General features: G+C 52.0%; 11 protein-coding genes. 2 read left to right on the top strand and 9 right to left on the bottom strand.

Going from position 1 to position 14063, the window contains the following annotated elements:
- Nucleotides 1–117: 117 nt before the first annotated feature.
- Nucleotides 118–1251 carry an alkaline phosphatase gene (locus tag RIC19_RS08485; protein ID WP_350177874.1) on the bottom strand — a complete coding sequence of 378 codons (1134 nt, stop codon included), beginning with the start codon at nucleotides 1249–1251 and terminating at the stop codon, nucleotides 118–120.
- Between the two features lie 81 nt (nucleotides 1252–1332).
- Nucleotides 1333–2430: a DNA-processing protein DprA gene (gene dprA, locus RIC19_RS08480; RefSeq protein ID WP_350177873.1), complete on the bottom strand. Its 1098-nt coding sequence runs from the start codon at nucleotides 2428–2430 to the stop codon at nucleotides 1333–1335.
- 653 nt (nucleotides 2431–3083) lie between these two features.
- Here dprA and RIC19_RS08475 point away from each other — a divergent pair.
- Nucleotides 3084–3614: an SH3 domain-containing protein gene (locus RIC19_RS08475; protein ID WP_350177872.1), complete on the top strand. Its 531-nt coding sequence runs from the start codon at nucleotides 3084–3086 to the stop codon at nucleotides 3612–3614.
- Between the two features lie 11 nt (nucleotides 3615–3625).
- Here the strand turns inward: RIC19_RS08475 and RIC19_RS08470 are convergent, their stop codons facing one another.
- Nucleotides 3626–4345, bottom strand: coding sequence for a glucosaminidase domain-containing protein (locus RIC19_RS08470; RefSeq protein ID WP_350177871.1), 720 nt, complete (start codon nucleotides 4343–4345; stop codon nucleotides 3626–3628).
- 332 nt (nucleotides 4346–4677) lie between these two features.
- Here RIC19_RS08470 and RIC19_RS08465 point away from each other — a divergent pair, with 332 nt between their 5' ends.
- Complete coding sequence (locus tag RIC19_RS08465) at nucleotides 4678–4938, top strand: T9SS type A sorting domain-containing protein (protein WP_350177870.1); 261 nt, start codon at nucleotides 4678–4680, stop codon at nucleotides 4936–4938.
- Between the two features lie 72 nt (nucleotides 4939–5010).
- Here the strand turns inward: RIC19_RS08465 and RIC19_RS08460 are convergent, their stop codons facing one another.
- The 6 genes from RIC19_RS08460 to RIC19_RS08435 all read right to left on the bottom strand — a co-directional run bounded on the left by RIC19_RS08460 (nucleotide 5011) and on the right by RIC19_RS08435 (nucleotide 13367).
- Entirely contained in the window at nucleotides 5011–6156 is a 1146-nt protein-coding gene (locus tag RIC19_RS08460) for a cystathionine gamma-synthase (RefSeq protein WP_350177869.1), read from the bottom strand.
- Nucleotides 6157–6300: 144 nt separating this feature from the next.
- The gene (locus tag RIC19_RS08455) at nucleotides 6301–6576 is read right to left on the bottom strand and encodes an HU family DNA-binding protein (protein ID WP_293569563.1); all 276 of its coding nucleotides are present in this window, start codon (nucleotides 6574–6576) and stop codon (nucleotides 6301–6303) included.
- 399 nt (nucleotides 6577–6975) lie between these two features.
- Nucleotides 6976–8286: an ABC transporter permease gene (locus RIC19_RS08450; protein WP_350177868.1), complete on the bottom strand. Its 1311-nt coding sequence runs from the start codon at nucleotides 8284–8286 to the stop codon at nucleotides 6976–6978.
- 2 nt (nucleotides 8287–8288) lie between these two features.
- Nucleotides 8289–9707, bottom strand: a complete 1419-nt coding sequence (locus RIC19_RS08445) for an ABC transporter permease (protein ID WP_350177867.1) — start codon at nucleotides 9705–9707, stop codon at nucleotides 8289–8291.
- Nucleotides 9708–9720: 13 nt separating this feature from the next.
- Nucleotides 9721–11505 carry an ABC transporter substrate-binding protein gene (locus RIC19_RS08440; protein WP_350177866.1) on the bottom strand — a complete coding sequence of 595 codons (1785 nt, stop codon included), beginning with the start codon at nucleotides 11503–11505 and terminating at the stop codon, nucleotides 9721–9723.
- A gap of 59 nt (nucleotides 11506–11564) precedes the next feature.
- Nucleotides 11565–13367 (bottom strand): ABC transporter substrate-binding protein, encoded by a 1803-nt coding sequence (locus RIC19_RS08435; protein ID WP_350177865.1) that lies wholly within the window; start codon nucleotides 13365–13367, stop codon nucleotides 11565–11567.
- Between the last annotated feature and the right edge of the window lie 696 nt (nucleotides 13368–14063).

Genomic DNA, 14063 nt, shown 5'->3' with positions numbered 1-14063 from the left:
GCTAAACTCCGGTTTTCGTGCCTCGTCTAATCAAAAAATGGTTAGTTTTCGACTAGAAGACAAAAGTCCCAACACGCTCTTATCAAGGCAGTTACAATTCACTGTAGCTGCCTTTTTTTATTCCTCGGTTTCTGCTTCCAGCTCGCCCCAGCCCAGGGCGAGTATCATTTTGTCGTATATCGCGGTGTTTTCGTAAATACCGCGGAAGAGGTCAGCCCGCGGCCCATAAGCGAAAACGGGTACAAGGCTTGCGGTGTGATCCTCACAAGTGAAACCAGCGATCAGGGAGTCGCGCCTAGAACCGGGTTGTATAGCGTAGCCACCGGTTTCGTGGTCAGCAGTTACGATAACAAGGGTCTCTTTATTCCGTTTGGCAAACGCCAGTGCCTCGCCTACTGCTTCATCAAAGTCCAGCATTTCGGCAATCATGTAATCCTGTTCATTGGCATGGCCGGCCCAGTCGATTTGCGCGCCCTCTACCATAAAGATGAAACCCCGGCTGCTCCGTTTTTGCAAAAAGCGGGTACCTATACGGGTAGCCGGTGGAAGGTACTTTCTTCCCTGCAGGGATTTCGGTGGGTCATTCCTGGCTGTAAAGTAGCCAAACCCGCGGCTGAAGTCAGGTGTAATGCTATACAGCTCTTCGTCGTAGGCATTATAAATGTTGTACCCCTTACCCTCCATATCGTTGATCAGGTTCTTTCCATCTTTTTCACGCTGATTAAAATAGCGCATACCGCCGCCCATGAAAAAATCAACCTTGGAGTCGGCCAGCTGCTCAGCGATATCTTCATACTGACTGCGCAGGGGAACATGAGCAAAGAACCCCGCCGGTGTGGCGTGCACAATGGAAGAAGTGGTGAGCAGTCCCAGGGCGTACTCCCGGGCTTTAGCCTGCTCAAAAATGTTAGGCACCACATTGCCCTCTGCATCCAGGCCTAATACACTTTTGTTGGTTTTATGCCCGGTAGCGAAAGCTGTAGCCCCGGCTGCTGAATCGGTGATCAGGTCATTGGCTGCGTAGGGTTTGTGAAGGCCAATCACTTTAAAGTCCTCAATGTTTAGAGGCTTTTTGTGGCTGTACATCCCTGCGGTGATCTGGCTGATGCCCATGCCATCGCCAATTAAAAAGATGATATTGCGGGCAGGGGGCTCACTTTCCAATACCTCCAGATTGATGCTTTCCGGGCTTTTGCAGCTTAAGGGGAACAGGAGTAGAGCCAGCACAAGGTATCTTAGCAAGAGGTTCATACAGTCTTTTTTGTCTAACAAGGTCAGGGTATTCTTGGTTACCGGTTCAAATCGCGCTAAGTTAAGAAAACCCACTTGTTTTCAGACCAGCGTATAACGCTTGCCTGGCAGGGTACGGACGATGCCTTTAAACTCCAGACCTAATAAAAGAGCTGCTAACTCACTATTGTTTTGTTGCAGGGATACTGAAATTTGATCAACGGGCAAAAGGTCTTGCTGTTTGAGCAGTTCCACCACGGCTTCTTCTTTGGGGTCGAGGTCTGGGAATAGCTCCCGTTGGACGCCGTTTTGAGCATCCGATTTTTCCCAACGCATGACATAGGCCAGGTCGTTTACGCCTTCCATCAGGTTGGCCCGGTGGCTTTTGATCAGTAGATTGCAGCCTTCTGAGGACTTATCCCTGATCCGGCCCGGAACAGCGAAAACATCCCGGTGGTAGTCGTTGGCCATTTTGGCGCTAATCATGGAGCCGCCCTGCCGCTGAGTCTCCACCACAATAAGGGCATCACAAAGCCCGGCAATGATACGGTTGCGCATAGGAAACCGCTCCCGGTCGGGCGCTGTCTGACTGGGGTACTCTGACAAAAGCCCGCCATTCTCTATCATCTCAAGTGCGGCGTTGGTGTGCTGTACAGGATAAATACGTTGCAAGCCGTGGGCTACACAACCAATCGTCGGGATACTATGGGCGAGACAAGCCCGGTGGGCGGCAATATCGATACCAAAGGCCAATCCGCTGATAATGCTGACACCATACGGGAGCAAATTTTCCACAATCTCTTCGCATAAATGTACACCCTGCGGGCTCGGGCGGCGGGTGCCTACAATAGCTACTGTACGCCTGACATTAAGGTCCGCATTGCCTTTGTAGTAAAGTAGGGGGGGGCTGTCCGGCAGATGTTTGAGCCGTTGCGGATAGGCCGGGTCGGTGTAGAACAGTACACGGATGCCGTGCGCTTCTATAAAATCCAGCTCGCGTTCGGCCAGGAACAGTGCATCGGAATTACGGATATTGTGGGCCAGCTGTGCGCCGATACCCGGTATGTTTTTCAATTCCTTTTCCGTTGCTTCGAATACAGCCCGGGCTCCACCACAGTAGCTCATTAAGTTGCGGGCGGTCACGGCTCCGACTTTGGGGATAAGCGTCAGTGCCACACTGTAAAAAATATCATCATTCATGCTGTAATAGGACTAATAGACTTGATGCGTCGGGTCAGTGCAGCGGGAAGAGGCAGCGCTATTTTAACCCTGTAATGATCCCTGACACATCAAGTCTAATGGATTAATTAGACTTGATCCCCGACGCATCCAGTCTATTAAAAGAGACTGCTGCATGGGGTTAGAGCTTGTTGGGGGTTTGCTCTTCGGTCACCTAGCGAGGGCTATGTGATTCAAGAATGGCCCCTGTTTATCCCGTTTTGGAATGTATCGCGCCTCAATCAGAACGAAATTTGGCTACGTTCGCTCCAAAAGCAAAGTACCGATAAGCTCTAAACAACCAGTCAATTCAGACCAGCCGATTAGTGCGGAGCAGACCAACAATACGTGGAACAACTTTTGTGTCGAAATAACAGGTGGGAGCCACCTTCCGGGTTGGATTTGAAACAGCGGGCCGCATGCTTTCTGAAATCAGGGCTTTTGAGGCTGCCTGAAGTCAGCGCTTGCGACGATGTTACATTCGTTAATACTGCTGCCCTGAGAGGCAGACATAGAGGACAATTCCGCGTTAATTCCTAATTTCGCCTTAAATATACGCTGTTTTGAGTATTTAATTCAAGTTTTTGTAGGATTTTTACAGCGAATAACGCAAAAAGTGTTGAAAAAGATCAGCTATGAGTGAGCAATCGGGCATGCTGCCAAAAATAGAAATCCTTATTATAGGAGGCTTCTTTGTTTTGTTTATGATCTGGGCGGTATCCAAGTGTGCCGCTACTCAGGAGGCTTATGAGGAACGGGCACAGCAGGAAGCCTTTGAAGAATCCAAGGAGGACTCCCTGCGGGATGCGGACCTGGTGGGAGGCTATGTGCCCCTCGATACCACCGTCAGGCGGCTGAAAGCACCCAAGCCTGAACAGGAACCTGCCGGTGCGGTAAACTCAACCCCGCTTTACGTCATTACACCTGCCCTGAATATGCGCACCGGGCCGGGCCTGCGCTTCAAAATTCTGGAACGCCTCGAGCTGTACGATGAGCTGCAATTCCTGGGGGAAGTCACCGATACTACACAGCGTATTGACCTGGGGGCAATCGTTGCCGAAGAGCCCTGGGTGAAAGTCCGCACCTCAAGTGGTAAAGAGGGGTGGGTCTTTGGAGCTTGCATAGATTACTACAAGCACGAGCTTAAAGGTGTGGAGACGGATTAACCCAACAACTCTTACAAGCCATACAACCGAATCACTTCCAGCAGTTGCTGCGCCAGGGCAGGCTCTTCGGAGAACCCTTTTGCCTCCAGAGCGGTTGCCCAGCCCCTTATGTCGTCAGCCTGTAGCGTCTTCAAGTCACTGTATGGCCCGGTAGTAATGAAAAAGCTGTGGTCCCTGAAGCTGGTCCAGGCATTCTCGTATTGCCGAAGACAACGGCTATCGTAGGATTTCTGCCTGCCTTTCCAGTCTTCAGTGCAGGGTAGGAGGAAGTGGTTGTTACGGCCCTTTTCCGCCCAGGGAGCAGTGCCGGCCTGACTGTGCAGCAGTGCATTCGCCATTATGATAGCCGCTGGGATACCAAATTTCCGCTCTTCACTCTTTGCCACCTGATCAAAACGGTCAATATACTCTTGTACTTGTGCTTTCCCCGTCCGTTGCAGCCGGTCTGATGCTGTAATCTTCTTAGGGCTGCGTGCTGCCGCTGCCAGGTCGAAATGCTCCGTTTGGTCTGCGGAGGAAGTGCTGGTAAGGTTATCGGTATACCGCTCACGCTTTGCCGCTTTCTCCGTTGAAGGAGCCTCGGGGGCCTGTTCTATTTTTACCGGGGTGTTGAGGTTGAGCTTAAAGCTGAGGTCCTTTTTCAAAGCGACAAAAATCAGTAAAGCTGCAATGCCTAGCTTAAACCAGTTGCGCTGTAAATAGACTTTGATCTGTTCTGCTTGTGGGCTCATCTTAATACATTTTGTTTTATCCAATTGTACTTTAAACAAAAGTAAAACAAAAAGTTTTCAAAAGCAATAGCGAAAAACAATTTGTGCAGTTAATTTTGTGGATGTACCACCTTTGGTTCGCAGATGGGTCGGAGTATGACCATGCTCAGAATTCCGCTCTCGGGCCAGCTCCCGGATATGTAGTTGGTGGGCCTAGTGCCAGCTTCTCTGTACCAAAAATTTGTCCGCCCGGCGGGCAACCTTTGCAAAAGAGCGACCTGGATTTCAACACCAGCTGACCACAAAACTCCTGGGAGATAACGGAGCCGGCAATCTACTATCAGGCAGCTTATTTGCGTATACTTGCCCATCAGGTGGAACGGGGCGCAACCACTACGGCTGTCGGGCTGCCAAAGGCAGAAGGGTATTGGGTGTACCCTAACCCGGCACGGGAAGTGCTGCAGGTAGAAGGAGGAGCAGGCCGGGATGCGTTTGAGATTTTTACCCCCACCGGTATAACCCTCAGGAAAGGAATGCTGTCAGATGGGCGTATACCGGTAAGCACACTGCCTGCCGGGCTTTATTACCTGCGTATCGGCAGATGGTGGGCATAGTCTTTTATCAAGCTATAAAAAAGGCTCCGGGCGTGTATGCCCGAAGCCTTCAGGGCTATACCCTTGAGGTGGTTAAAGCTGTGCCAGCGCTTGTTTCAGATCAGCGACAAGGTCTTCTACATCTTCCACGCCCACGCTCAGTCGGATTAGGGAATCGGTCAGGCCTACCTTCAGGCGTTCTTCACGGGGGATAGAAGCGTGTGTCATAGAGGCGGGGTGTGAAATCAGTGATTCCACACCGCCGAGCGACTCAGCGAGGGTGAATATCTGGGTATTGCTCAGGACTTTCACTGCCAGTTCAAAGCGGTCATCGGCCAGGTCAAAGGACACCATGCCTCCAAAGTGGCGCATCTGCTTTTTGGCAATCTCATGCCCGGGGTGTTCAGGGAAGCCAGGGTAGTAAACGTTCCCAACTTTATCATTAGCCTTAAGCACTTGTGCTATTGCCGCTGCATTCTGACAGGCCCGCTCCACCCGCAAGTGCAGGGTTTTGATGCCACGCAGGACGAGGAAACAATCCTGTGGCCCGGGCACCGCACCTACGGCATTTTGGAAAAAGTGGAATTGCTCTGCCAGCTCATCCTGACGGGTCACTAGTACGCCGAGTACCACATCGGAGTGGCCACCGAGGTACTTGGTGGCGGAGTGCAGTACAATATCTGCCCCAAGGTCGAGTGGGTTTTGCAGGTAGGGCGAAGCAAAAGTATTGTCAACGCAGCTTAGAATGCCTTTTTCGCGTGCAATATCACAAACGGCTTCAATATCCACGATATTCAGCATCGGGTTGGTAGGTGTTTCTATCCACAGCAGCTTGGTTTTATCGGAAATGGCCGCCCGTACCGCATCAAGGTCGTTGAAGTTGACAAAGGTTGACTTGATGCCGTAGCGGGCGTAGACTTTCGTCATCAGGCGGTAGGAGCCGCCGTAGAGGTCATTGGTAGAAACGACCTCGTCTCCCGGGTTGAGGAGCTTCAGTACGGCATCCATAGCCGCAAGGCCGCTACCGTAGCAGATACCATGCTTGCCGTTTTCGAGGGCGGCGATGTTGTTTTCCAGTACGGTACGGGTGGGGTTTTGCGTCCGGGCATACTCGTAGCCTTTATGGTCGCCCGGTGCATCCTGTGCGTAGGTAGAAGTCTGATAGATGGGGGTCATGACGGCACCGGTGACAGGGTCAGGGTGTACGCCGGCGTGTATGGTTTTGGTTCCGAATTTCATAATTAGGGCAATATGCTTTCGGCCCGCCTGCGGCGGGCATGAATAATGGAATGAAGAAAAGGGCAACCTGATGTGAACCAGATTGCCCTTTTAGACACCGGTAGCGTTAGTCGCTAATCGGTGTTTTATGTTACCTAGCTGTCCTTAAGCGTTAACAGCGTCAGAGATTTCTTTACCGGGCTTGAATTTTACAACATTCTTTGCTGCAATTTGGATGGTTTCACCGGTTTGTGGGTTACGACCGCTTCGTGCTTCGCGGTGAGAAACAGAAAAAGTACCAAAGCCAATCAGGGTAACTTTGTCACCGCCCTTAAGCGAGTCAGTGATGCCGTCGAGTACTGCATTCAATGCGTCAGTAGCTTGGGCTTTAGAAAGGTTCGCGCTGTCGGCGATTTTGTTAATAAGATCTCCCTTATTCATTTCTGAATGTTTTAATTAGTTAAACTTAACGTGCGGCAAATTTATGCGCTGGAATCGTCATTACCAAGTTTTGCAGCTCAAAAAAAATGCGGGAAGCCAGAATTTTCAAGGGTTTTGGGCGTTTTGGATATATCTTCGCAGTGAATTACATTTGATCTGCCTACTTTTTCAACCTGATCAGAATAAAATTTGTAAAGATGCGCCAAAGCTTATTGTTATTAGGATTTTGTACTGTTCTTACTTTTTTTATGCTCACGGCTACTTCCTGCAACCGCAAGGCAGGCTGCCCGGCATCAGAAAACGCCCACGTGAAGCCTAACCGAAAGGGGGAACTGCCTACAAAAGGTGGTAAGTCTCAGCTCTTTCCCAAGAAGTTTTATAAGAACTAGCAGGCTATGATCATTTCCGGCGCGGGTCCAATGCATCGGTCAGCCCTTCGCCCAGTAGGTTGAATACCGTCACGGTCACGAAAATGGCGAGCCCCGGAAAGATCGCCAGCCACCATGCTGAGAATTTGTTGCGCGCCAGGTTGAGCAGTGAGCCCCAGGTCACCTCCTCCGCAGCGACACCTATGCCTAGAAAGGACAGGAAAGCTTCCATCAGAATAGCGCTCGCGACACCAAATGCAATGGTGATGAGCACCGGAGTAAGGGCGTTGGGAATGGCGTGGCGGGCAATAATGCGCCATTCGCTGTAGCCCAGAGCCTGTGCCGCCTCAATGTACTCCAGGTTGCGGACCCGCAGCAGCTCCGCCCGTATGAAGCGGGCGATCCCTGTCCAGCCAATCAGGCCAATAATGACCATAATATAGAAGATAGACTGCTCCTCAATAATGGCAACAATACTCAAAATGAGCAGTAGCCCGGGAATAGAGTTCACCACTTCAATGAGTCGCATGACGCCCAGGTCCAGCGGTATTGTAACAGGCTGAGCCCATATGCCCCGGCGCTTCAGCCAGGAGGCAAGCACATTCACTAAAACCATTATCCCTGCAATGATCAGGAGGCTTTTAAGCACCTCCCAGCCAAAGGTTCCCTCATTCAAAGCAAAAGCCCGGGCCTGGAACCCGTAAAAGTAGGCCAGGATAAGGCCAATCCCATTAAATAACAGCCGCACCCGGCTGCTGCTGAAGCGTTCATCGCCAAAGTAACCCGCCAGCGCTCCCAGGAAAATACCGATCAGAGCGGCAATACTCATGGCTACAATCCCCACCAGCATAGCAGTACGTGTGCCGGCAATCATCCCGGCAGCGACATCCCTGCCCAGTTGGTCGGTGCCGAGCCAGTGCCGGAAGCGGGTGGAAGGCACATCCTGCTCATCGCCCGGAGCTACGTAGTTGCGGTTCTTGCGGTCCATCGTTTGGGCGGAGTAGGGGATAGGTGCCCAGATCACATAGTCGTAGTCGTGCTCATGCCAGCTGTTCTGGAAAAAGCGGGCTTCCCAGCTATCCAGCCCGAGCCCTACCGCATAGGAGCGGAATACCGGGAAGTGCGACTCCCCGTCCAGCTTAGCGTATATCGGCTTTTCATTGGCGATGAAGTCGGCAAAAAGGGCAATAAACCCCAGTAGGTACAGCACCCGCAGCGACCAGACCGCCATCCGGTTTTTCCGGAATTGCTGCCGCACGATCGACCAGTAGCTCTGCGGGGGAGCTTGCTGTTGGCTGAGGTGGTCAGCCAGTTCCTGTTCTTTGCGTACGCCAATCAGCATGGTTAATTCTTGTCTTTTCCGTAGGAGACCCGGGGGTCTACCATCGCATAAAGGATATCAGCGACCAGGATGCCGGTCATGGTCAGCCCTGCGGCAAGCATTAATACGGTGTACACTACCGGCCAGTCGCGCTGAAAAATCGCATCAACGGTCAGTTTGCCCATACCGGGTATATTGAAAATCACTTCAATCACCACCGAGCCGGCAAATACAGCCGGGAAGATACTCGCAAACATCGTGATAATGGGAAATAAAGCGTTGCTAAATGCATGTTTCCAGATCACCGGTTGTGCATTCAGTCCTTTGGCCCAGGCGGTACGGATATAATCCTGCCGGATCACATTCAGCATGCCCCCCCGTACCTGCCGCGAAATGAAAGCCAGTGCACCATAGGCCAGGCAAAAGACCGGTAGCACCAGGTGCGTGCCTGCTTCCATAAAACGCTGCCAAAACGGTGCTTCCGGTGGCAGGTCGCCCAGCCCCAGAGACGGGAACCAGTCCATACCGTACTCCGGCGTGGTGAAGAAAACGACCAGCATCGTGGCGATCCAGAAGTTGGGCAGCGAATACAACACGAAGAGCAGCAGAGTCGTCACCCGGTCAAAAGTACTGTCTTTCCAAACCGCAGAAAAGACCCCGATCGGCACCGATAAAAGATAGGCAATAAAAATGGCCAGGAGGTTCATCGTCAGGGTCCAACGCAGTGCATCTCCCATCTTATCGGCCACAGGGCGGCTGTCAATAAAGGATTCTCCAAAATCAAGAGTCAGAAAATCCGTAATCCAGTTGTGGTACTGATTGTCGAACCCATACCATTTGATATCGGGGATGTAGAGCCGCCCGGGGCTGGCTTGAGCTTTGAGCTGACTATACGTTTCTTGCAATTGGGCTACCGATGGTCCAATAGTCGCCTGCAGGGTACTGTCTCCGGCGGTTTGGCTGGCGGCTTTGTCGAGCAGGCTGCTGATGCGCTCGTCCTTATAAGCCAGGTACAGCTGTTTGATGAGTGGGCGCACGGCACGCACGGCTTCGGTTTTGCCCAGGAGCTGTTCGGTGCCCCGGTCTGCCTTTCGTATCGCATGATAGTAGCGGGAAATGGCTTCCCAGTTGCCGTGTAGTTGTATGAGCTTGACCAGGTTTTCCCTCTCATCGCGCTTAAAGATGCGATAGAGCGTGTCGGGGTAGGCCGCAGAAGACAGGCTCAGGTAAAAGACAGGCTTGTCCAGCCCCAGGTACTCGGACGTTTCCCGGTACACCCGGTCTGCGTCCCTTAGCTCACGCTGCAGCCCTCCGCCCATATCGCGGTTGCGCTGCTCCACCGGGTCGCCGGGTGCCATCTTGCTCAGCCCAAAGGCCAGCAAAGAGATGACCAGCAAGGTGGGCAGAAAAATCAACAGGCGTTTAAGCAGGTACTGCAGCATAAATGGCGGGCACCTAGCCCTCGGTTTTAAATTTTAATAATGCTGGGACGTAGCCCGGGAACACCGGTGTGATCGGGGCTTCCAACTCCTTATTAATGATAAGCCGGCCGGTCGGCACCAAAATGGGAATGATCGGCATAGACTCGTGGATTTTGGCCTGTAGGTCCATGTAGAGCTTTTTGCGCTCCTTGGGGTCCAGGGTAACTTGTATACGGTCAATTAGCGCATCGGTTTCAGGGGTGGCAAAACCACTGCGGTCATCACCTTCGGAATGGTACTCCTGCTTGGGCTCCCAGGTGATCGGTTGAATGCCTTTGGCACCTGCCAGGAGCTCGAAGTCCCGGCGGCTGACATCTTCCATATTCACGTTGTGCTCCTGTGGGGTCAGGGTGATTTCGATACCGGCTTTTTTGGCAGACTCCTGCAGCAGCAGCGCTATATTCTGAGAAACCTGCCGCCCGGCGGTGTACTTGTACTCCAGGGACAATTCCGTCAGCACTCCATCAATCTCTTTGTCTGCAATACCATTATCATTGCTGTCTTCCCAGCCGGCTTCGGTCAGGAGTGCCCGGGCCTTTTCCACTTCATAGGGGATAGGCTTAATGTCTGGGTTGTGGTAAGAAGAGGAAGCAAGTACGGAGCCAGTTGAAGGCTCTGCCAGCCCGGAGAAGGCGGTGTTGATCATGCTTTCCACATCAGTGGCGTAGGCCAAAGCCCGGCGTACCCTGTGGTCTTCCAGTTTGGGGAGGCGGGTGTTGACATAAATAAAGGCATGCACCAGAGAGGGTGGCGTGTAGAAGTCAAACTTTTCAGCTACAAATGCCGTCTCCTTCAGCTCATTGAACTGCTCCGGCGCAGTATTCGCCAGTACATCAAGTTGCCCGTCCTTTAGCGCTGCCACGGCTGCGGTCTGATCCTGAATGGGGCGGAAGATCATTTCCTGCGGATAGGATTCCATGACTATACCTGCCCCTTCCACCTGATCGCCCCACCAGTCCGCTTTGCGTTCGAGGACCAGCCGCTGACCGGTTTCCCAGCGCACCAGCTTGTAAGGCCCGCAGCCATTCACACCCTCCGGCTCCCGGCTGAAGAAGGGGCTGGTGAACTGCTCGGCAAATTGGTTGATCTTTTCGTTGGCCTCTGCGAGTGCTTTGGCTTTTTCAGTGTCCATCAGGTCGGGCAGGGGGATGTCCGCCATCAATCCAAGGGAGTCATAATGGTGCATAGGCAGCACGGGCAAAGCCGCGCTGATCGCTTCCTCTCCTATGATATACTTTTGGTCAGAATAGACAGTGAACCGCTTCGGGTTCTCCGCATCTATTTCCACTTCCTTAATGAAAGACAAGTAAACCCGGTAGGGCGCCGCCGGCACTTTAGGATTGAAGGTGGCTTTCATGGTGAAAAGGAAGTCCTCTGCCGTCACCGGGCTACCATTGTCCCAGACGGCTTCCGGGCGGATTTCGAAGGTGTAGGAAACACCGCCTGCGTAGGGGCCTTCTTCCAGGATTTTCACTTCAGGCGCGCTCACGGCAAGAGCCGGTTCCAGCTCAAGTGTAGTGGGGTTGAGCCGCTGCAGATAGGAAAAGGTGGCACCAATAATGGTATTGGAATAATTGCTCAGGGTCAGCACGGGGTTGAGCTGATCAGGCTCCGCATCCAGCTGCAGGCTTACCGATTCAGGGGCAATGCCTTGGTTCGTTTGGCCGGTATCCGATGCGGGGTCGGGGTCACTGCCACAGCTGTAAAAGCCAATCAGCACAGCAAATAACAAAAAGCGGAGGGTAGAACGTAAAGTCATGTGGTCGGTTTTTAGATTGAACTGGGGCGAAATAAGGTAAAATAGGTCCAGTGAATAAATTATTTGGGCGCTACATCCCGCAAAACAAAGTCCTGAACAAAAAAACCAGGCCTTCGGGCGGAGGCCATCGCTTCGAATCGTTTGCTGATGGCGATGCGTTCCAGAGGCGAAAATAGGAAAATGTAAGGCTGCTCTTCGTATATCAGCTCCTGAAATTCCAGATAAAGCTTATGCCGTTTCTTCTCATCCAGGGTGACCTGAATAGCTTCGATCAGTTGATCGGCTTCCGGATTGCTGAAGCTCACGCGGTTGCCACCGGAAGGAGTGTCACTTTCGGAGTGCCAGAGCTGCTTGGGGTCATCCGGTATAGGAGCCTGTCCCCAGCCGCTGGAGTAGATTTCATAATCGCGCTTTTTGACCTGGTCGATCAGCACCGTAAATTCTTTGGGTTCGATATTAATGCTTACGCCGGCCCGTTTGGCATTATCCTGAAAGAGGAGGGCCTGATTGTTGGCAAATTTACTGCTCGAGCTGATGATGTAGTCTAGCTCCAGCTCCGTTAGTACACCACTTAAGTTCTTGTCAACAATGCCGTTTCCGTTGGTGTCTTCCCAGCCGGCTTCTGCCAGGAGGCTGCGCGCCTGTTCCGGATCAAAGGGGATGGGGGGCAGCTCGTCATGGTAATAAGGCTTGGTAGGGTGGAAGGGGCCCACGGTGCGGGTGGCCAGGCCGTTGTAAAGGGTGTTAATCAGCTCATCCACATCAAGCAGGTGGGCCAGCGCCCGGCGTACCCTTTTGTCTGCCAGTTTTGGAGACTTATTGTTGAGCCCGATAAAGTAGTACACGAGTGCCGGCGGCGTGTGCAGTTCGTACCGGTCGCTTACCAGCTCATTGTCCCTGAGGCCGACAAAGTCTTCGGCATCAATCTGGCTCGTCACGTCAATCTGTTCGTCTTTAAGTGCAGCCAGCATGGCCGTCTGATCAGGGATGATCGTAAAAACCAACCGTTCCGGTGCCGCGCTAAGCATAGGGTAATCCGCCTGCAGGGCATCCCCCCACCAGTCAGTTTTGCGGGACAATTCAATTTTCTGCCCGGTTTCCCAGCCTTCAAAAGTGTAAGGGCCGGAACCGGAAATGAAGCCCTTTTCCCGGGAGTACTTAGGGCTGTTGAAAGCATCTGCAAAAGCCTGCAGGCCCGGGTCGGACTCCACAAGGCGGGCTGCTGCCTCGGGGTCAGACAAGTCCGCCACACGGTATGAGCTAAGCAGGCCTTCCGGATCGTAAATATGGGCGGGCAGCACCGTCATATTGCTGATGGCAGGCTCGCCGAGTATATATTTCTTGTTGGCATAAACCGTGAATGCTTTGGGGTTGTCAGCATTGACCTCTACCTCGCTGATGAACTCCAGGTAGGCGCGGTAGTGCGCGGCATTGACTTTGGGGTTGAGAATGGCTTTGAGCGTAAAAGCGAGGTCATGCCCGGTGATCGGGCTGCCGTCATCCCAAACCGCTGCGTCATGTATTTCGAAAGTGTAGGCGACGCCACCGGCGTTGGGGCCCTCATTGATTTCCTCCACCACGGGGGGCGCTTTTGCTAGTTGCGGTTCCAGCTCCAGCGTAGTGGGGTTGAAGTGGAGGAGGTTCAGAAAGAGCTGCTCGTTCACCACGCGGGCGTAAGTGCTTGCCGCAAGTATAGGGTTCAGCCGGTCGGGCTCGGCAGGAAGCCGGGCGTAAACGACATTGTCTTTGCGCTTGAAATCCACTCCGGAGGCTTGATCGCCGGAAGCAGGCGAACTGTCCTGGCAACGCCAAAGAAAAAAGCTAAGCATCAGCAGTAGTACTGCGGGGCTGATTTTGATCATATTTTCAGATTCGTTCAAAGGTAGAATAAACTTGGGGACTGCCCTAAATTAAAGGATTTGATGAGTAATTTATAATTATTTTTCCGGAGGCGGCCTGAAGGTTGCCCAATCGCCTTGGTGCGCCGGGGCAGTGTGGTGATAGAAACAAGCTTTTTCCAATCAGGGGTTCTTCGTGAATGGTTAGTCAGTAACAGGTCACTACAGCCTGTCATTGTATAACAGGCCTCTCTAAATTTTTTTTTTTAACCACCCAAAAATTTTGGAATATCTTGGGTGCGCATTTAACTTTTTGATTTTCATAAATTCTAGTTATGAATTTGATTCGCATTCTTTTCGTAATATCATTTTATTGCACAACGATTCTTGGATTTGGTCAAGATGGCATCAAAATTGAATTAGAGTTACCTGAAGAGGTGGGTTATCTGGAAAACCTCCATTTGAAATATAGCTTTTCTTATACAGGGGGTGAACCAATTAGCATAAATAATCCTGTGTATAATTGGGAATTGTTTATTAAGGATGAGACATCTTCAGATGAATACTTGATCTTTAAAGGTAGGCTGTTCAGTCTGATAAGGTTCTCACCCTAGGGATTTTAGCTCTCGGTCCATTGATTTTCGCAGCCCGTAGCGGTTGTGGCAGACGTTATCCTCCTGCCACTCTTCCACATCCAGGCAACTGACGCTGGTCAGCGCA

Source organism: Phaeodactylibacter sp. (assembly GCF_040219495.1).
In the GTDB taxonomy this organism is placed as follows: domain Bacteria; phylum Bacteroidota; class Bacteroidia; order Chitinophagales; family Saprospiraceae; genus Phaeodactylibacter.
Note: the sequence above shows the minus strand (reverse complement) of the source record. Positions and strands in the feature narration are given on the sequence as shown.

What these genes read in the sequence shown, in the direction of transcription:
- RIC19_RS08460 (WP_350177869.1), bottom strand. Translation starts at nt 6,156, where the DNA reads ATGAAATTCGGAACCAAAACCATACACGCCGGCGTACACCCTGACCCT.
- RIC19_RS08475 (WP_350177872.1), top strand. Translation starts at nt 3,084, where the DNA reads ATGAGTGAGCAATCGGGCATGCTGCCAAAAATAGAAATCCTTATTATA.
- dprA (WP_350177873.1), bottom strand. Translation starts at nt 2,430, where the DNA reads ATGAATGATGATATTTTTTACAGTGTGGCACTGACGCTTATCCCCAAA.
- RIC19_RS08440 (WP_350177866.1), bottom strand. Translation starts at nt 11,505, where the DNA reads ATGACTTTACGTTCTACCCTCCGCTTTTTGTTATTTGCTGTGCTGATT.
- RIC19_RS08450 (WP_350177868.1), bottom strand. Translation starts at nt 8,286, where the DNA reads ATGCTGATTGGCGTACGCAAAGAACAGGAACTGGCTGACCACCTCAGC.
- RIC19_RS08485 (WP_350177874.1), bottom strand. Translation starts at nt 1,251, where the DNA reads ATGAACCTCTTGCTAAGATACCTTGTGCTGGCTCTACTCCTGTTCCCC.
- RIC19_RS08445 (WP_350177867.1), bottom strand. Translation starts at nt 9,707, where the DNA reads ATGCTGCAGTACCTGCTTAAACGCCTGTTGATTTTTCTGCCCACCTTG.
- RIC19_RS08435 (WP_350177865.1), bottom strand. Translation starts at nt 13,367, where the DNA reads ATGATCAAAATCAGCCCCGCAGTACTACTGCTGATGCTTAGCTTTTTT.
- RIC19_RS08470 (WP_350177871.1), bottom strand. Translation starts at nt 4,345, where the DNA reads ATGAGCCCACAAGCAGAACAGATCAAAGTCTATTTACAGCGCAACTGG.
- RIC19_RS08455 (WP_293569563.1), bottom strand. Translation starts at nt 6,576, where the DNA reads ATGAATAAGGGAGATCTTATTAACAAAATCGCCGACAGCGCGAACCTT.